This is a genomic window from Chitinophaga sp. Hz27 (assembly GCF_042263525.1).
Lineage (GTDB): Bacteria > Bacteroidota > Bacteroidia > Chitinophagales > Chitinophagaceae > Chitinophaga.
Genome location: NZ_JBHKFJ010000005.1, coordinates 556291 through 576608 on the forward strand (window position 1 = coordinate 556291; position 20318 = coordinate 576608).

Below are 20318 nucleotides of genomic sequence, written 5' to 3' on the forward strand. Positions count from 1 at the left end.
TACTATTTTATAATTCGTAAATACAGGAAATCCATTAAATAGTTTTCCAGTATTTACAATTTAAATATTTTTCCAATAGGACAAACTTCTGTGGCAAGAAGAATTCCTACATTCCACATTCCATCGTTCCTTCCATCTCATTCATTTTCTTCCAAACGGCATGCTCCTGCGGCTTTGGCGAAACCTTTATCACCAGCACTGTTTTTTCCGGAACGCAACCATCTTTTCTGACAACTACTACATTTAATACCATGGGCCTCTGTGCCATATAGTCCAGCATGTTTATTGTGCCCGTATATGTTTGTCCGTTCTTATCTTTCTTGAGCGTAACTTTTGTAGGAAAAACGATATTGGCAGGAATGTTCCGCGGACTGATATTTCTTTTCACAAGTCCATCATAGTACATGGTAAGGCTATTCTTCAGCTCATTTTCATCAGGCGAAAGCTTACCATTGAGTAGCCAGGTATAAGTGTATGACCAGTATTCTTCTGATTTGCTATCAGCCCAGCCTGGCGCAAAGGTAATGTCTTCCACCCCCTTACCCGGAATAGACGTAGCAAAATCAGGTGGAAAAGACATCAGTTCTTTATTCCAGCCTTTAGGCACAGTAATATGATATGGGCTTGTCCAGTTGTTAGGATCAAAAATACCCATCGATTTCTTCAGCCATCGTACACAATCCATTTCCTCAATGATAGAAAATGAATTAGGATTACGCACGCCATTCGGCTTTACGCCCGGGCGGCCAGCGATGAAGGCTGCATTCTCATTTCCAGCCAGCTGCAAACGTTTTATGAATTCAGAACCATCAGGGATATTGGTATCGTAAAAACTATTTCTACGGTTAGATAGTTGCCAATTGATATCTGTATCAAAATATAACCTGACGCCCAAATCTTTCAACAGCTGTTCATTTCCTGGCGCATCGATTTTGGCCACAAAAGGGCTTAAATCCTTATACCTGGCGGCATTAGTATGAATGTCGCCATTTTCTTCGTTCATGCGTTCCAGTAAGAACTTCGCATCATTTACTTCTCCGCTGTAAAAATCTTTTTTAATTTGCCCTTCACAGCGTTCCCAAAGATTGAACAGATCTGTTGGCCCATCCGCAATAAAGACGGCCTTTGGCACTACCGGAATGCCGCTGCTACCGGCTTTGGCTAACTCAGCATAGCGTAGCGCAATAGTGCCAGCAAAATCGTAGCCACCTATAGCAAATGGCAAGGTATCTACCTTAAATTTCTGAACAACATGAAAGATGGCCTGGTTAATCTTTTTCACTACAAATGAATCAGCATATAGCTTTTGTCGGGTGGGTACGATAATCGTCAGTATATCATTGACTGCTGCTACATTAGGAAGATTTGTTTCTGCCAGGACCGTCTCCGGATTACCGAAACTCCGCAATAATACCAGCACACCGTTGATATTACCTGATGGCGGCTTTATGGCTAAATAATAGTCCTTTCCATTGAAATCAACTTTCTCTGCATTTTGGCCGAACACACAGGATATATTAACGAGGAAAAGTAAAGCGAAAAACAGTTTTTTCTTCATGGTTAAATTTTGGCAAATACAATTTAGAAAATATTCCAGGGGTTGTTTGTTAAAATAATGGTAATCCAATGCCAAATAATCTTGTACGGATTTCATCTCACCAAAAAATATAACATAAGCTTAAAACCGCTGTCAGTTTAAAACGATTATTTTGCCTCGCGTTTGATAATTCACGTGGTATGCAAGATGTAGCGCTTATTCGAAATGGAGACCAGAAAGCTTTTGAGCAGTGTTTTAACCAACACTGGGCGTCCCTGTATGCATTTGCTGTAAAGATCCTGGGCAATACTGCCGACGCCAAAGATGTGGTGCAGCAGGTATTTATTGCGATATGGTCCAGGAGGGACAAGCTTCAAATTAACACTTCACTGGAAGCCTATCTCCACCAGGCTGTCCGCTACCAATCACTCAAAAAGCTCCAGGAAATATTGAGTCGCCCGGAGCGATTGGATCATGTACAAGAATATGTACTGCCCGTATTAAATGATATATGGGAAAAGATGGACACCGCCGATGTCTTCAAAGAAATAGACCTGCAACTTGATCAACTACCCCAAAAAACCAAAGAGATATTCCTGCTTAGCAGAAAACATCAGCTCTCCATTACAGAAATCGCCGGGAAGATGAACCTCTCGGAGAAAACTGTCAGAAACCAGCTCCACATTGCTTTAAAGGCCCTTCGGCATCATATAGCCGTTGCCGTAGTGATGGCACAATTATGGAGTTAACATTTTGGTAACACACTTCTTCGGGACAAGCATCTCCCTTTACGGAACATACCTATAGAAGAATGTTCCGATGAATATTATACAACTGAGGAAAATCATTAATAGTTATTTGTCTGGCAAAGCCGCTTCGAAAGAAAAGCAGCTGATAGATCAATACCTGCAACAAGCCTGGGAAAACAGGCAAGCGCCGGATGATACGGAGATACAACGCCTGCTGGTGCTCGACAATCTCCGTAACGCCATGCGCCCGCGCATGTATATACGCTGGATTTCCGCTGCTGCCGCCTCTCTTCTGTTGCTGGTGACAGCAGGTACTGCCTGGCATTACAGCGAAGAGCTGGAAGAATGGGTACACCCAATACCTATGAAACAGGTATATGTAGCTAAATACCGGGTGCAGAAAATAATGCTGCCAGATAGCTCTGTTGCCATTCTGAATGGTGGCACACTTATCGAATATCCAGCCACTTTCCACGGAAAGCATCGCACCGTAAAAGTCAATGGTGAAGCCTATTTCGATGTAGTGCCGGATAAGCATCCTTTTGTTATCAATGGTCCTAATTTACGTGTAACCGTACTCGGTACCTCTTTTATTTTGACCGATAGTATGCAAACCACAAAGCCTGCAGTAAGCGTTAAAACCGGTAAAGTAGCTGTATCAGTAGCCAGCATTACACAACAGGTGGGCGCCGCTGAAGAACTTGTATATGACCTGCAGAAAAATCAAATTAACCTGATTCGTCAGCAGGAAATAGATATGGACTGGATTACCAAAAGTATGGTGTTTGATGACAACACCTTACAGGAAGTATTCACCACCATAGAGCATGTCTATCATGTAAACATCAGCTGTGATAACGACAACATCCGCCACCAGCGCTTTACCGGAGCCTTCGAATCTACCGACACGCTGGAGGATATGCTGCGGGTATTATCCGTATCCTACAGATTACATCTTACTAAACACAACAACAGCATCGTAATCAGGTAACCTGTTTTCATGCTTTTTCCCTTGACCGACCACAGCACTGTGGCCGTAACAGGATTGCTATTTATAAAATTTGATCGAATGAAGGAAAAAATTTTACTCGGAGGTATGCTGGCGCTGCTACTCTTCTCCACGCCATCCTATGCGCAGGATGTACAGCAGAAGAAAGTAAGTGTCAGCTTTAAAAATGAACCCGTTGTCAGGTGCATCAACATCCTGCAACAGCGTAATGGCGTTACCTTCTTTTATAACCCTGCAGACCTGAAAGCAGTGGAGAAAAGAGTTACCGCAGACATTAACAATAAATCCATCACAGAGATTCTACAGTTATTGCTGGATAATACAGGACTGGAATATGAAATTGTAGATGGTAAGAAAGTGGTGATCCGTAAAGCATTGCCCAGGCAATCAACACCACGTACACCACAAAAACGTACGTTCAACGGCGTTATCACCGATGCGGCCAAACATGGCCCCATTGGCAAAGCAGAGATAATGGTACAAAGTTCCGGCGCCGTAGTTACTGCCGATGAAACCGGCCATTTTTCCACTGAAGTACGCGACACTACTGATGTATTGGTGGTTTACTATGTCGGTTATACAACCAAAACCCTCAGAGTGGGCGCTGCCAGTGTAATGACCATCGGACTTTCTCCTGATAATAAAACATTGAGTGGCGTTACCGTTGAAGCCCGCAGACGCGCCAATACGGAAGTAATGATGCTCAACGACAGAAAAAACGCCGCTGTTATCTCTGACGGTATCTCTGCCCAACAGATGGAACGCACGGCCAGCGTGACCACCACACAAGCATTACAGCGAGTTTCTGGCGTAACCATTACGGATGATAAATATGTTGCGATCCGTGGCCTCGGCGACCGCAGCGTTATCGGGCAGCTCAACGGCGTACGCATGGCCTCCTCCGACCCCGACAGAAGTGCACTCCCACTCGATCTCGTACCTGCGTCACTGTTAGACAACATCACCATCTATAAATCTGTCACCCCAGACAAACCCGCCGATGCCGCCGCCGGTATCATAGAGCTTAAAACAAAGTCAGTACCCGAATCACAACTGCTTACCATCACCGTACAAAGCGGTATGAACTCACAGACAGGCAAAAGTGTAAATAGTTTCTACAATAGTGATATGGGTTTTCTGGGAGGTAAGGTTAAAGACAAACAACTGTCCAACGACTTCAAGAACCTCTCCACGCAATACCCTGGCGGCCTGAAAGATATTCAGCAACTAATTGCCGACAGCCGTAATGATCCGGCCAAAGCAGCAGAAGCCAATCGCATCAATAATATCATGCATGGCTTTGATCCGGTACTCACCACCAGGTATAAGTCGGCTCCGCTGAACCAGATATATTCCATCACTTACGGTAACAGCTATACGATTTTCAAGAAACATCAGCTAGGAGTTATTGCCGGCGCCAACTATTATAACCGCACTAATGATATTCATGACGGAACCCTTACCCAGTATAGCGTTTACCAGGGAGTACTCACTGGCAACAGCGCGCTATATAGTCCAAGGGTTATCCCAAACTATATCACGCCAAATAAAATCAATCTCGGTAAATATCTCAACTATAAAGAAAATACCGGCACCCAAACACTCAACTATGGCTTCCTGGGAGGGTTAACCTACCGGTTCAACCCACAGCATGAAATCAGCATGCAATACCTGGGAAGCAGGGGCGCCGAAACAAAGGCTTCAAACTTGCATGGGCAGTACGAGTACACCGGCCTTCCCGGCAAGGTATACAACAACGTATACTCTCTTCGTCAGACGTATCGCGTACTCAATACCTTCAACCTGCAAGGCGAGCATAAATTGGGCACCAATGAATATGCGCCAAAATTGAGCTATAACCTGGCTACGTCTAAGTCTACACAAGACGATCCGGACTATCGCTTTGTAAACCTCGCAGACTACCGCCTTAATGAAGGCAGCACTTATGGTATTCCTAGCAATCAGCCTAATTCGATTCCCAACTATGTATACACGAAGGACCTGTATGCACTGGTATCAGGTTATGTTAACGGCTATGGCCCCTATGGCATCATCCAGGCAGATCCTAACGGCCGCAGGTACAGGAAGCTCACAGAAGATAATTACAACTATAAAGTAGATGTAACCTTACCTTTTAAGGTACATGGCCTGCGTCAAGAGTTTAAAACAGGCGCTAACTACCTGCATCGCAGAAGAACGTTTGGAGAGAATATATTATACCTGCCAGGTTCCAACTACTCCACCAATGGCGCCCTGGCGCTGTATGAAGTAAACGGCAACCTCGATCAGCTTATAGGCTATAACCGCGTTGGTATCCGCCCGATCAATAACAGCAACGAAGAAGGCGCTCCAAAAATCGGTGGGTTCCTGTATAACATCCAGAAATCTCCCAACAACTATAAAGGATACTACGAAACACGTGCCTTCTATGGTATGCTTGACCTTCACCTGACCAGCCAACTACGTGTAACCGGCGGTGTTAGGTTTGAAATGACAGATATACAAGCGGTAGTAGATACTGCCAATGTGTTCCTGGACCCTAACATCACCACTACTGATGCCAGTGGCAACAAAGTAAATCTCGTGTATACGGAGCCCAACAGCGTGTATAAGACGGATTACAAACCTTATTACTCTGTCAATGCTACCTATACACTCAACAAGAGCATGAACTTCCGTCTGGGCTATAACACTACACTGGCAAGGCCAGAGCTCAGAGAATTAACAAATGTTTTCGACTTCGATCCGTTTCAGTTTGCATTGGTAGTAGGTAATCCTAAGTTAAAAAACCAACAGACAACCAACTATGATTTTCGTTGGGAATGGTTCGTAAAACCTGGAGAGGTATTGTCTGCTTCTCTTTTCTATAAAGAGATAGACAACCAGCTCACCAAGGTATTTAAACAACAATCGTCTGGCTTAGAAGCAAAATTCCCTGAGTTCCCTGCGATAGAATTTCAGAACGACCCTAACAAAGGCCGCGTATATGGTATAGAGCTGGAAGCCGTGAAAAATCTCGGAATTTTTGGAAAGTCACTGCGTTTCTTCAATCTGGGTGCTAACCTCCTGCTGGCGCAAAGTGAAATTAAAAAAACCAAGGAGCGACTGGAAGCATCCCGTTCTTTAGACCGTCGTGCACCAAGCAATAGCCCTCTCTTTGAGCAGGCGCCGTACTCGGTAAACATCTTCCTCAACTTCAATCAATCAGTATGGAAGACAGATATCACTGCCACATTCAATATGGTGGGTGAAAGGCTTATCCAGGTGAACCTCGATGGTACGCCAGACCTCTACTCCAGGCCGCTGCCTGTGCTGGACTTAGTATTTACTCAACAGCTGTTTAAGCGCTTACAGTTAAAAGGTTTCGCTAAAAATATTCTCGACAGGCCTGTTCAGGAAGTATATGCTAACCCTGGCACTGGTGGTATGTTCTATGGTAAAAAATATGTGAGGAGAAGTTTTTATCGTGGTACAGAATATATGCTGGGTCTTACTTACACGCTGTCAAACTAATTACATGAAAAAAGAATTACTATATACTATCAGTGCCGCCGTTTTGTTGGGGGCCTGTACAAAAAAACTGGATTATTCTTACGATAACAGGGTGGTACAACTACCTAATGCGCCGTCCAACAGCAGGATCGTGAATCTGACCGGCGCCACAGAGATCAAGATGAATGGCCAGCAACTTACCAGCTTCACCAAACCTAACCTGGAAGGTGTTTACGATCAGAATACCACCAAAGGTACCCGCTGGTTTCCGGAAACAGGTCGCTTAGGCGTTACGTTTACTATTCCTAAAGAAGTATTTAAAAATGGCGTGGCAGACAGCGTGTTATTCTATGCGTTGAGCCCTAAAGCGCTGGTGCCGCCTGCTCGTCCATTCAGCATTTCAGAAGATGAGGTAAAAACTTTTGATTATTACTTCGTCAACTTCTATCCCAATGCCAGTGGTAATATGGATTCCTTGTTTCGTATACCACGTGATATTTCTTCTCCCGCAAATCCAACGGCATTTAAGCTGAGACTTGTTAATCTCTCTTCTATGCCAGGCGCGCATTCACTTCCGGGCATTTACCGTAAAGGCCCTATGAGCATAACATTTGCCGATGGCACAAAAATCCAGGGGCTATCTGATGTGGCGCCTGGGACTTACTCTGACTATATCGAAATTCCTTATGGTACCTACCAGTTCAAAGTGTTGGATGCCGATGGCAGGGAAGTTTCCGCTACTGGTGGCGGCTACAATCTGCTCAACCCTACTACCGGTACACTCATGGATATTAACGGTACACCAGGTGTTGGAGGTTATAAGGATACCTGGCTGACATATACGCCTATCAAGACTTTTCAGCCTGGTGGCGTATATACGATTGCGGTAAGTTCTAATTACGACACTAAAGTTTCGAATGGCAATCCAAATGGAGAAACGGTATCTACCGACAACAATGTTTTTCGCATTATCAATGACATCAATGATCCGTTAAACCTTACCTATGGCAAATTACAGGGCGTTAATGCCATGGCGGGACAAACGATCAGCTGGATCGTTGATGGCAAAGCCATTACAGAAGCCTTGCCATACGCAAAAGCTGGTGAGTATAGCATTCTTATAACGGGCAAGCATACACTGCAAGCCATTGGCCAGGATAAAAAGATACTGGTAGATACTACAATCTACCTGAATGCAGCAGATAATCTTACTGCATGGTTATACGCTAATAGCGGGGGCCAACCAGGCTTAACGCTGGTAGCCAATAACCTCAGTGCTAAATACTATGATGGAAAATCCGGCGACGACGGCACCTATAGCATGATGAAAGATGCATTTCCATTCTGGGTGCGCTTCATGAATTTCTGCCCGGATATGAAAGAAGTTTCCTTTATGGGTAATAACGGGCAGGCATTTCCACTTACACTAGCCTATAATGCTACCAGCAATCAACACCTACTCTTCGGTAAAGCCTTGACAACAGATCCATATACCAAGATGATCGTCAACTTCACCAGCGGTATACAAGTGCATGCTTCTCAGCCGGCCCTATTGCCGGGCGACTGGATGCGCAACGTGAATAAACTAAGTAGTCAGCAGTTCATTGCACAACCAGAGCGCTACAAACAGACGGCGCTGCCTGGCAGCGAGCCTGGCGTATATACGGTAGCGTTAGTGGGCCGTACCAGCTCCGATGCTGCGGCTTCCGATAAAGCAAAGATGATAATTGTGAAACATACCAAATGATTTGTTGCATCATGAAAAGATACTTTCTATACTGTTTAATAGTGGGTGGTATGCTGATGAGCAGCTGCCGTAAAACGGAATACGCCACCATCGACAGTCCTGCATACCTGCGTGTATTCAACAACCTGGACTACTCTCCTTCGCTGGATACAAAAGATGCACCACAGCCATTTCTGACCATGCTGATAGACCCGGTACTGGATGCTGAAGGCATTCCAGTGAGCGCAGCTATCACCGGCGATTTTCTCGACCATCGTGATCCCTGGGCAAGGCCTTATCCAGATGCCGCCAGCAATGTCATCTGGCAGAAAGAATATCCTGGTACCACCAGAGTGATGGCTGCACCTATTCTCAATGGCTATGACCTCTCCAGCTGGGCGCAGGTGCCTTCAGGCAAGCATCGCATTATTTTCAGAACAAGACCATTGAGTAATACTCCCTTCTTTGAGCTGAGCAAAACAGAAAGGGGCATTTCGCTGGTAGATACCACCATGGAACTTTCCAGCAAAGAAGTATATACCATGCATGTGCTGACAGAAGATTATGAAAAGAATAATCCAATCATGTACCTGCGCCGGGAAACCTTTCCCAATCAGCCTTTCGTGGATTCAATGGTATATGTCAATTTCTATAACCTGAGTTCAAAAGGCTTCTTTGAAAAAGCGCCGAATGAAATCATTAACCAGGTGCTGATCAGTACGAAACTGCGTGATACGATGAACGTGTATTGCACATTGAACAGGAAAAACGATGGCAGCATGACGCCTATCAATGGTTTCGATGGTGTGCCTATGGGACGTATCATTCGCTCCCTGGATGGCGCAGTAGCTCCCTATCAGCGTTTCCCTCTTTTTCCGGACACCAGCAGCAATAGGGTATTTACCGGGAACATGAGCCAGCAGTTCGGCTTCTACGCAGCAGGTTTTAATCCGCAGAATACAGGATTCCCTGACAATCAGGCTCCCGGTATATACTCCGGGCTCATCATGGGCGATTATGCTGATAATGTATTAGCCTCCAGTCTTCCGTTTAAAATTAAAGGAGACCTGCGTACAGGGATGATCATCAGCATACATTCCGGCAATGATAACCCGCGGTCGTTTTCTTCTGTAAACACAGTGGAGTATATCAACCGCAAGTTCTATGTAATCACCATCCAGCGCTCCTTTGAGCCTCCTGTTTACCAATAAGTGACTGACTATGTTTAAGCTAAAAAAATATATACTGGGTGCGGTGTTATGCGGATTGGCCGCATGCAGCAAGGATAACATCCAGCCGCCAATTGACCGGGCTACGCAGCCACGTTCATTGGGTGTGTTTATCGAAAACAACTATGACCTTAGTCTGCTCAGCGCAGCACTTAAAAAGACAGGGCTATATGACACCCTTGTCAGCAACAACGCCTATACGTTGTTTGCGCCAGATAATCAGGCATTTGGTCAGATAGGCATCAGCACTATTGCACAGATAGAAGCGATGAATACGGATAGTTTAAGGGAGATCCTGAAGTATCATATCCTACGCAACAGATACTTCACCAATATGCTGCCACTACAACTGGATATGAAATACACTACGCTGGCAGATAAGCCATTGTATATCTCCCTAGACATCACACCGCTAATCCTTAATCCTTCAGAAAGACAGATTGCGGTAAACGGGTCCTTAATGGGCATCGGCGCAAAGAGGGATGTTGCACTGGCAAATGGGGTATTGCATGTTATCGGAAGACCATTCCAGCTTTCCAGTATTACTGTACAGGAGTTCATTGCTGCAGACACTTCCCTCTCCATGTTCCAGGCTGCCATGCGCCAATTTGGTATGTGGGAAGATCTGAAAACAAAATCACCAATTACCGTTTTTGTGCCGAACAATGACGCCTTTCGTAAAAATGGGCTTACGCTGGAAAAAATCACCGCTATGAAGCCTGCTGAATATAAGCCTGCAACTTTTAGCATATATACATTGAACATGCGCTCCATGCGTGTTTTCTCCACTGATGGAGTTATGGTCAGTAAAACAAATGTCTATGGCGCTAATATAGCAGTAATAGATACTGTTTACGGCGTATCTCCCAATTTCCAGGGGTATTCAGCCATTACTTCTGCAAACGTTGCAGTCATGAAATTACAGTCAGGCTTCTGGGCTGAAAATTCGGACGGTCCTTCCAGTGTTGGCTATTACAATGGCCTGGCGGGTTCCGACCATCAGTGTGCTAACGGTATCGCACATATCGTGACCGATTTATTTCTACGACCAGAACTCATGAAGCGTTAAAATCTAATCCATGAAATCATTCTTACTATATCTCCTTCCTGTGTTTCTATTGCTGGCTGCCTGCAGCAAGCAGGATATCGAGCCAGCGCCAATTGGGCAGCCAGTTCCTGGCGAAAAGGGTGCGGATAAAACCTGGCAGGAAGTTATCAATAATACTACGTATACCCTTTTCCGTAGTGCGCTGCAACGCGCTGACATGGCGGATATGTTAAAGTCTACTGCCAACAGCACCGTACTGGTACCCGACGACAAAGCCTTTACTGCCGCCGGCTGGACCGCCACACGTATCAACAATGCTACACCAGCGGAGTTGAAAGCATTGTTATCTTACCACATCATACCCATGTTCCTGACACCTTCAAGTCTGGAAACAGTAGTCGGCAATATACCGGCAGTTACTATGTCCAAACGCCCTATGGATGGCCGGGAAGGCTGGTACAGCGACTATACCGATGTATTATTCTTAGGTAAACATGGCGATAGTCTGCTGGTGAATGGCTGCGCTGAAAGCAAATGGGGTACTGCCATCCAGGCTTCCAATGGCATCATCTTCCCTATAAATCACGTTCTGGAAGCGCCACAGCAAACGATGTGGGAGTATATTCAAAGTGTGCCGGAATATAGTATGTACGTGGCCGCCCTGCTCATCAGCGATAGCTTGTACAATGAGAGCTATATCACTTTGGGCGTCATGCCCGCTATAAAGTCGGCCCAGAGTGTAGCCCAGTTCACGCTGTTTGTACCTACTAATAATGCTTTTGCAAAGGCTGGCTTTCATACGCCGCAAGATATCCTTGATTATTGCATGCGCTCTTATCCACTGCCCTATCCGGACTATGACGAGCATATGTATTATCAGCAGCCAACAACTGCCATGGATAGTATACTCATGGCAAATGGCCTGGAGGTGAGTAATGCGCTACAGATTTATGGCAACATGAAAGGCGGCCCGGTATTTTTCTCTAATGACCTTACTGATAACGCGAAACAATTGAGCTGGATCCAGTTGTTGAATGGCCAGCCATACAATACACCGCCAGTTTATATCAGCCTTGATTTTAAGGTAGATAATGGCCAGCCATGGGTCAAAAGACATGGTGTGAACCAACCATATATTTCGCTTGCGAAAAAAGATCATCGTGTAACCAATGGCGTAGTGCATGAAGTAGATGATCTCTTTCTATTACCCAACTAATAAATGGCCAACATGAAACTTCTACGATATACCAGCCTGGCGCTATTGTTTGCCCTTGGCGCCTGTACAAAGAAAGATGATCTTTCTGCGGATAGCACCATCTCGAACAGACTTACTTTTATCATCAATGATAATAAGTTCAATTTCTCAGCCTTCAGCACTGCCCTTGGCAGAACGAACTACAAAAATCAATTGCTGGAAGAAGGCCCATATACGGTGCTGATACCCGACAACAACGCTTTCTCAGCAGCAGGCTATATCAATGACCAGAGCGTGTTGAAAGAAAGTGGAGCGATACTTAACAATCTCGTGGCATATCATATCGTATATGGTACCTGGGAATTGAATAAGTTACCTTTTAAATTCAACCAGGAGATTACGTCATTGTCCGGTGCGAAGATGTATGTGACACGATGGATTAAGAATAAAGATACCGTAGTGACCATCAACGGCGCGCCTATCCTGTCTTTCAACCTCCGTGCCAGCAATGGCTTGATACAGGTGATGAACAACGTGCTACAGCCATTGCAGCATGATAAAACAGGAGAAGTGATTTCCGGCGATACCACGCTTACCTTTCTGAATGTGGCCTTGCAGCAATCTGGACTAAGAGATCGTTTTTATAACAATGACGTATATACTTTTTTTGCGCCTACCAACGCCGCTTTCAGAAAAGCAGGATATCCTTCTGCAGACAGCATTTCCCGCACATCACCCGAAACGCTTAGCGCTTTGCTCCAGTATCATTATTTCTCCGGTCGCAAGTTTATCTATGATTATATCCTGACAACAGGAGATGCCGAGCAAACAACACAGGCCATGAATAACGGTAATACATTAAAAATAAATCTTGTTAAAACAGGCTTAAAATATACCAGTATCACCATGGCCGGGGAAGGCAACAAAACCGCTGCCCAGCTCGTAAGATCCAATGTGATGGCGGGCAATGGTGTGGTGCATATCATTGACCAGGTATTAAATGAAAATCGATAATTATGATGAAGAGAATTCTATATATCTGTTGTTTTTTCATAGTCCTGTTAATGCAGCTCACAAAGCTGTATGCGCAGGAAACCAATGGAACCATTTCCGGTAAGGTGTTGAATGAAAAGAACGAGCCACAAATAGGCGTTACCGTAATAGCAGTTCACGAACCTTCCGGCACCCGCTATGGCGCCGTAACGAGCAATAATGGCGGCTATTACCTGCCAGGACTTCGCATTGGCGGCCCGTATACCATTACTGTTACGATGATGGGAATGGAAACGCAGAAGAGAGAGCAGTTAAATGTAAGATTGGGAGAACCGCTGACATTTAATTTCATCTTAACAGCAGCAGGCAAAAACTTGAGTGGAGTAACGGTAACGGCAGCACGTAAATCGGGCACCGCCAATACCTTTGGCGCGGGTCAGAATATCAGCCGTACGCAGCTCAGCAGCATGCCCACCGCTTCCCGCAGCATGCAGGACATCACCAAGATGGTGCCGCAGGCTTCCCGTGATAACTCTTTCGCCGGTACCAGCTTCCGTTATAACAACGTTACCATTGATGGCGCTATCAACAATGACGCGATAGGTTTCAGTCCGTCTGCAGGCGGTATCACCGGCGCTTCAGGCATGCCTGGCTCCAGCACCCGCACCAACGCGGTTTCGCTGGATGCCATCGAAGACATGCAGGTATACCTCGCTCCTTTTGATGTTAAGATTGGTAACTTCACCGGCGGTAGTATCAACGCCGTTACTCGCAGCGGTACCAACAGCATCACTGGCTCCGTATATGCCTATGGCCGCAATGCCTCACTAATGGGCAAAAGCCCGGCTGGTAAAATGGGCGCCGACTTCCACGACGGCCAGGCTGGCGTTCGTATCGGCTTCCCTATTATTAAAAACAAACTCTTCTTCTTCACCAACGAAGAAGTAACCTCACGACAGGACCCTTCACAACTACGTGTAGGTATGCCAGAAACCGCGCATATCATGAGCGAAGGCGATGCTGAAGATATCCGAAAGGCCACCCTCGCAAGAACAAACAACAAGTTCGACCCAGGTACCGCCAACGACTATACGTCGTACTCCAGATCGCAGAAGTTCTTCAACCACCTGGATTGGAATATTTCAGATAAACATCAGCTCTCTCTCCGCAATAATACCATCTTGTCTAAGGCCATCAACATGGACAGAGACCAGCAGGATTTCCGTTTCAGCAGCATGGCTTATCAGCAGGTCAACAACCAGACTTCCACAGTGATGGAACTGAAATCACGCTTCAACAATAAACTGTCCAATAGTTTTATTGCAGGCTACAGCGTAGTAAACGACAAACGCAATCCTGAGTCGGACCCTTCTCTTCCGCAAGTACAGATCATGGGTCGTACACCAGGAACCACTATCTACCTGGGCACCGACAGGGAAGCAAGTATTTTTGATATGAAGCAGCGTACCCTCGAAATCACCGAAAACCTTACCTACAGAACAGGTAAGCACACGATACTCGTTGGTACTCACAATGAGCTGTATCATATCAACTATGGCTTTGTAAATAGCTGGAATGGCAGAGTAGATTATTTAAGCATAGAAGATTATCTCAACAATATACCTTATCGCGTACGCGGTAGCTATAACTACAACAACAACGACCGGAATTACATCCTGGCGCATCCGGAAGCTAAGTTTGACGTAAACATGCATAGCTTGTATGCACAGGATGAAATCCAGGTCACCGACAAGTTGAAACTGATTCCGGGGCTTCGTGCCGACTATACCTGGTTGCCACAAAAGCCACTGCTGAGTGATAAAACCCGCGATGCCATCACCGACAATTATTTTGGTAACACCTACACCTACACGCCGTTAAACAAAATCGACAACAGCTACCTTGGAAAAGTGCAGCTGTCGCCACGATTGGGTTTCCGCTATGATGTACTGGGTAGCCAGGCGTTGATAGTACGTGGTGGTACCGGCCTATTTACTGGCCGTATTCCTTTTGCATGGCTTGCATACGCCTATTATAACAACGGCGTAAGCTACGGTTCATACGACCAGAAGGCTGATACTAAAGCATTTACACCGGGCAGCGATCCACTCTTAGGTGGACCTAATGGCATTACACAGTTTATCCAGCAGAATGGCGCTGTTACCAATAATGCCAATGCCGGTAAAACACAAGTAGACGTAGTGGACAACAACTTTGTGATGCCACAGGTTTGGCGCTCTTCTATCGGTATCGACTATACGTCAAAATCAGGATGGAAGTATACACTGGAAGGTATGTTTACCAAAACTATCAAAGATGTATTATTCCAGCAGATAAATATCCAGGACAATCCTACTTATTATGCATATGATAAAAACCGCGAGCAGCCAGTATTTAATGGCACGGTTGATTCACGTTTTTCAAATGCTTATCTGTTGAGCAATACCAGCAAAGGTTATCGTTATAGCATTACTGGTAGTGTCAATTACAATAAAAATAACTGGCAGTCGTCGCTGGCTTATACCTATGGTGGCGCAAAAGATGTATCCAATGGTATCAGGAACTCTATGGAGAGCAACTGGCAGCTCAACCAGGCGTTGAATCCAAATAATCCAGGGCTGGCCTGGTCTAATTTTGATCTCCGTCATCGTATTGTGGCTAATATCGGTTATCACAAAAGCTGGAACCAAACATGGAACAGCCAACTGACACTGTTTGTATCTGCGCAGTCGGGCAGTCCGTTTACCTATGGTGTGGTAAACAACAGCATACAAGGCTTGCCACAGCAGGTAAGTTTGCTTTATGTACCTGCCGCAGAAGAGGCGGTGAAATTTTTTGCAGATACCAAAGAACGTACCGCCCAACAACAGGCAGACGCCTTCAATGCTTATGTAGAAAGCAACAAATACCTGCGTACCCGCCGCGGCGCCTTTACAGAAAGGAATGCAGCCCGTACCCCATGGAATGTGCAGGCTGATCTGCATTTTGCACAGGAGTATCATTTTGGAGGTAAACAGTACATCACTTTTACGATGGATATCATGAATCTCACACATATGGTAAATCAGAACTGGGGTATTTCCTATTTCTCTCCAAATACCTTCAACTCTACTGCCAGTGCAGGTTTAACACCAGCATTCCCTGCAAAACAAAATCCAGGTGCTTACCCGGTATATAATTTTGCAGATCCGGGCACACCATATTCCATTGATTTTCTGAACTCAAGAGCGCAGGTACAACTTGGGCTCAGGTATTCATTCTAATGCAAAAAATTATGAAAACGAGATTAATACTCTTGTCGTTACTGATAATACTTTTTTCGGCGTGTAAGCGTGACCGTAATAACGACATGCGCGCATTAAAAGTTACCTCTTTCTGGCCTACCAGTGGTAATGCAGGAACGATCGTAACCATGTACGGACAAGGATTTGGCAAGAATACTACTATTGCTTTTAATGGTAAGGAAGCAAAGGTGACAGATGCCAGAGATACCATATTGATGGCACTGGTGCCGGAAGGCGGCAGCACAGGCATGGTAGTAGTGAAAGATGGTGAAAGCAAAATTGATGCAGGTAACTATACTTATCAGCAATTAAGCATGCAGCGTGTTGCACCACTGAATGGCCCGGCAGGGACCAACATTTCCATTTATGGCGCGGGCTTCTCCAGTCTGGAAACACCTGCAACAGTTACTATTAATGGCAAAGCCGCCGTAGTAACGAGTATTGCGGATACTGTGCTGGTAGCGGCTATTCCTGCGAATGCTGGTACAGGTAAAATTGTAGTAACAGTAGATGGTAAGATGGTAGAAGGTCCGAACTTTACTTACCAGCAGATCAACAGCATGAAACCCCTGAAAGGTGGCGCAGGCACCGAAGTAATGATTAGTGGAACTGGCTTCGAAACTACCAACACTGGTAATACTGTCACCTTTAACGGTAAGGCAGCTACGATTATCAGCGCACAGACAACGCAGCTGCTGGTGAAAGTACCGGAAGGTGTCAGCAGTGGCCCGGTGGCGCTTACTATCAATGGACAGAAAACCGTAGGACAACAATTTACGGTGGTACCTAAGCCACTAATTAATGTAGTAGCACCACTGAGCGGGCCTGCCAGTACAACCATAGATATTGCCGGTGATAATTTCAGCACTTTCAATGATGAGGTTATTGTAACGATCAATGGCCAACAGGCAACTATTGTAACTACCACAGAAAAACAGATATCCGTAAAAGTACCTGCAGGCGCGGGTACTGGCAAGCTGGTAGTAACTGTAAATGGTCAGCAGTCCGACGGCCCTGTATTTAAAGAACAGGCCTTAGGTGTAAAGCAGCTGATACCAGATAACGGTTTGGCGGGTACAGAAGTATTGGTGAAAGGCATGGGCTTCAATACCAATGCGGCATCCAACATCGTTACAATTGGTTCGCTCAATGCTACGGTTACTGCGGCAACAGACAGCACCCTGAAGATCATTGTACCAACCGGTGTAAGCACAGGCCTTTTAAAGGTGACCGCGGGCACATTGGATGCTACTGGTCCTGAGTTCAGACGTGCGGGCGTTGTAACAATTGCAGGCGGTCCGCAGCTGGATGTTTTTGCAGATCCTATGGGCGTGGTAGCCGATTCAAAAGGCAACTATTTTGTGGTAGATAGAAACGTGGTGAAGAAAGTTACTGCTGACGGTGTGGTGAGTATTTTCGCAGGCCGGGCAGACAACAGCGCCGGCAATGCAGAAGGTTACGGCACCAATGCTGCATTTAATTACATCAATAACATCGTCATTGATGCGCAGGATAACATGTACGTCAGCGATGGTAACAACCGCGCCATCAGGAAGATTACAGCTGCTGGCCAGGTAAGCACGTTCGCAAAGGTTACTTTATTTGTGACAGGACTGGGAATTGATAAAAATGGGTTGCTGTACTACGGCGGTCAATACAATGGATTATTTAAAATAGATGCTTTGGGTAACTCCAGTAAGTTAGGTGTCTCTTATACCAGTCCGCCGGGTAATATCGCCATTAATAATGCTGGTGTGGTTTACTTTGCCGGTGATAATGACAATCCTTACGTCTATTCATTTACAGATGATCTGGTGTCGCGTTATGCAGGTAGCACTTTTGGTTATAACAATGGTTCACTCACTACCGCGCAATTCGCCAGTATCAATGGTATCGCATATAACCGCAATACAAATGAAATGTACCTGGCAGAAAACAGTGCTATCCGATATATTAAAGATGGACAGGTAACACGCATTGCTGGCTGGAATGGCGGCTCATCGCCAGCTTTCGGCTTTGTTGACGGTACATTGGCAAAGAGCTTATTTAATAACTTTTATAATATCGCACTGGATAAAGAAGGAAATCTTCTTGTAGTAGAACGATATAATAAATCATTAAGAAAGATAATATTGCGATAAGCAATAGTTGCTGGCTGTCGCAGGGCGTTTCTGAAAAGAGGCGCCCTGCTTGTTTTTGGGACGTATTGAATAAACCAATCATTTTTCCATACCTTAACATTCATATTCCTGTCAGATGTTATGCTACGATTAATCAAAAAAATATTCATCTCCAAATCAGCTCAGGCGAATAGCAAGCCTGCAAACGGAGAAAGCCCAATAGCAGAAGATTTCATCTGGTGTCTGGTTGGCAATATTGAAGGTGAACACGTAAATGCCGCAGGCAAAACAGTTTATGGCATTAAGCATTTTTCTCCCGGCACCAAAGTCTATTGTTTTCCTGTTCGATGGGGCGATGGATATGAAAAGATTTATGTGCTTGGAAAACATCGCAAGACAGCACGGAATATCCTTATTGTCATCCCTTCAAAGCATATCCGTAACTGGCGTCTGAAAAAGGTCTATCACCCGCATATCCTTGAGATCATGCGGAAGGAAAGAGGATGGAAAAATCGAGATGAAGACAAATTAATAATAGAAGAGATGGCTAAGGATTTGAATCAGCAATATCCTGTAGCATAATACATACGCAGACTTCTCCCATCAGAAAAATAATACATACACAGATTTTTATTATTTTAAAAATACCATTCTCTTTAGGAACTTTGCCTCGCCTACAATTATTAGTTAAAACGGAAATCAAAGTATAGAGAATGATAGATAAGCGAGTATTACCACTGGCCATAGGCGGCCTTGGTATTGGCACAACGGAGTTCACTATTATGGGGCTGTTGCCCGACATAGCCAAGACATTACGCATCACCATACCAGAAGCTGGTCACCTGATTTCGGCATATGCGCTGGGCGTTGTAATAGGCGCGCCGTTGCTGATACGCTACACCGTATCGAAGCCGCCCAAGCAAACCTTGCTGGCACTGATGATACTATTTACGATTTTTAACGCCTTTTCAGCGATTGCACCCACCTACCCTACCATGATGCTGGCCCGCTTCCTTTCAGGCTTGCCACACGGCGCATTCTTCGGCGTAGGCACCGTTGTCGCCTCCCGACTGGCAGGAAAAGGAAAAGAAGCATTGTATATATCACTCATGTTTACTGGTCTTACCGTGGCAAATCTCGGCATGGTTCCGCTGGTAACCTTTATCGGGCACGCCTTTCACTGGCGGCTCTATTTTGGTATCGTGAGCGTGATCGGTATACTGACCATCATTTCGCTGATAGCCTGGCTTCCTGCGTTACCAGTGAAAGAAAAAACACATGATAAAAGCGAATTACATTTTCTTACTAATCCACAAACCTGGTATGTGCTGCTGATCACGGCTATTGGCTTCGGAGGTTTGTTTACCTGGTTTAGCTATATAACCCCGCTGATGACAGAAGTAGCAGGTATTCCGGAACGCAACATGGCGTATGTCATGGTGCTGGCCGGCGCCGGCATGGTAGTAGGCAATCTCCTCGGTGGTTATCTCTCCGATAAAATTGGGGCCGCCAAAACCACGGCTATATTATTAACGCTGATGATGCTGTCACTCGCAGGGGTATTCTTCTTTGCGCATTATATGCCAGCGGCCCTGGTGCTAACTTTCCTTTGTGGCGGCCTCTCTATGTCCGTTTCCGCTCCTATCAATATTATGATGATGCGGAGCGCTCCAAGTGCTGAAATGATGGGAGCTGCATTTATGCAGGCGGCCTTTAACGTGGCCAATGCTGCAGGAGCGTATCTGGGTGGCATTCCGCTGGATAAAGGTTACGCCTATACGTACCCTTCGCTGGTAGGCGTAGGCATGGCGTTTATAGGTATCCTGATTTGTATCGGGTATCTGATCAGATATGGTAATAAGACGAATGCACATCTTGCATAAAATAAATGAAGAGGATGTATCAAAAGACTTTTGATACATCCTCTTTCCATCCA

13 protein-coding genes are annotated in these 20318 nt (G+C 45.4%); 12 read left to right on the plus strand and 1 reads right to left on the minus strand.

Annotation, left to right across the window (positions count from 1 at the left end; translation table 11 throughout):
- Nucleotides 1-106 precede the first annotated feature (106 nt).
- Nucleotides 107-1558 (minus strand): hypothetical protein, encoded by a 1452-nt coding sequence (locus ACE38W_RS14255; protein ID WP_375831860.1) that lies wholly within the window; start codon nucleotides 1556-1558, stop codon nucleotides 107-109.
- 179 nt (nucleotides 1559-1737) lie between these two features.
- Here ACE38W_RS14255 and ACE38W_RS14260 point away from each other — a divergent pair, with 179 nt between their 5' ends.
- From ACE38W_RS14260 to ACE38W_RS14315, 12 genes are all read left to right on the plus strand, one after another.
- Nucleotides 1738-2286, plus strand: coding sequence for an RNA polymerase sigma factor (locus ACE38W_RS14260; RefSeq protein WP_375831861.1), 549 nt, complete (start codon nucleotides 1738-1740; stop codon nucleotides 2284-2286).
- A 70-nt stretch (nucleotides 2287-2356) separates the two neighbouring features.
- Nucleotides 2357-3277 carry a FecR family protein gene (locus ACE38W_RS14265; protein WP_375831863.1) on the plus strand — a complete coding sequence of 307 codons (921 nt, stop codon included), beginning with the start codon at nucleotides 2357-2359 and terminating at the stop codon, nucleotides 3275-3277.
- 78 nt (nucleotides 3278-3355) lie between these two features.
- Entirely contained in the window at nucleotides 3356-6808 is a 3453-nt protein-coding gene (locus tag ACE38W_RS14270; RefSeq protein WP_375831865.1) for a TonB-dependent receptor domain-containing protein, read from the plus strand.
- Nucleotides 6809-6812: 4 nt separating this feature from the next.
- Entirely contained in the window at nucleotides 6813-8534 is a 1722-nt protein-coding gene (locus tag ACE38W_RS14275) for a hypothetical protein (protein WP_375831866.1), read from the plus strand.
- Between the two features lie 11 nt (nucleotides 8535-8545).
- The gene (locus tag ACE38W_RS14280) at nucleotides 8546-9724 is read left to right on the plus strand and encodes a hypothetical protein (RefSeq protein WP_375831868.1); all 1179 of its coding nucleotides are present in this window, start codon (nucleotides 8546-8548) and stop codon (nucleotides 9722-9724) included.
- Between the two features lie 10 nt (nucleotides 9725-9734).
- A complete protein-coding gene (locus ACE38W_RS14285) occupies nucleotides 9735-10811 on the plus strand; it encodes a fasciclin domain-containing protein (protein WP_375831870.1) in 1077 nt (358 codons plus the stop codon).
- A 10-nt stretch (nucleotides 10812-10821) separates the two neighbouring features.
- On the plus strand, nucleotides 10822-12006 hold the full coding sequence (locus tag ACE38W_RS14290; protein ID WP_375831872.1) for a fasciclin domain-containing protein: 1185 nt from the start codon (nucleotides 10822-10824) through the stop codon (nucleotides 12004-12006).
- Between the two features lie 12 nt (nucleotides 12007-12018).
- The gene (locus ACE38W_RS14295) at nucleotides 12019-12999 is read left to right on the plus strand and encodes a fasciclin domain-containing protein (RefSeq protein WP_375831874.1); all 981 of its coding nucleotides are present in this window, start codon (nucleotides 12019-12021) and stop codon (nucleotides 12997-12999) included.
- A 2-nt stretch (nucleotides 13000-13001) separates the two neighbouring features.
- Nucleotides 13002-16241 (plus strand): carboxypeptidase regulatory-like domain-containing protein, encoded by a 3240-nt coding sequence (locus tag ACE38W_RS14300; RefSeq protein ID WP_375831876.1) that lies wholly within the window; start codon nucleotides 13002-13004, stop codon nucleotides 16239-16241.
- A gap of 11 nt (nucleotides 16242-16252) precedes the next feature.
- On the plus strand, nucleotides 16253-18403 hold the full coding sequence (locus ACE38W_RS14305; RefSeq protein WP_375831878.1) for an IPT/TIG domain-containing protein: 2151 nt from the start codon (nucleotides 16253-16255) through the stop codon (nucleotides 18401-18403).
- A gap of 120 nt (nucleotides 18404-18523) precedes the next feature.
- The gene (locus ACE38W_RS14310) at nucleotides 18524-18964 is read left to right on the plus strand and encodes a hypothetical protein (RefSeq protein WP_375831880.1); all 441 of its coding nucleotides are present in this window, start codon (nucleotides 18524-18526) and stop codon (nucleotides 18962-18964) included.
- A gap of 131 nt (nucleotides 18965-19095) precedes the next feature.
- Entirely contained in the window at nucleotides 19096-20265 is a 1170-nt protein-coding gene (locus ACE38W_RS14315) for an MFS transporter (protein ID WP_375831882.1), read from the plus strand.
- The last annotated feature ends 53 nt before the right edge of the window (nucleotides 20266-20318 follow it).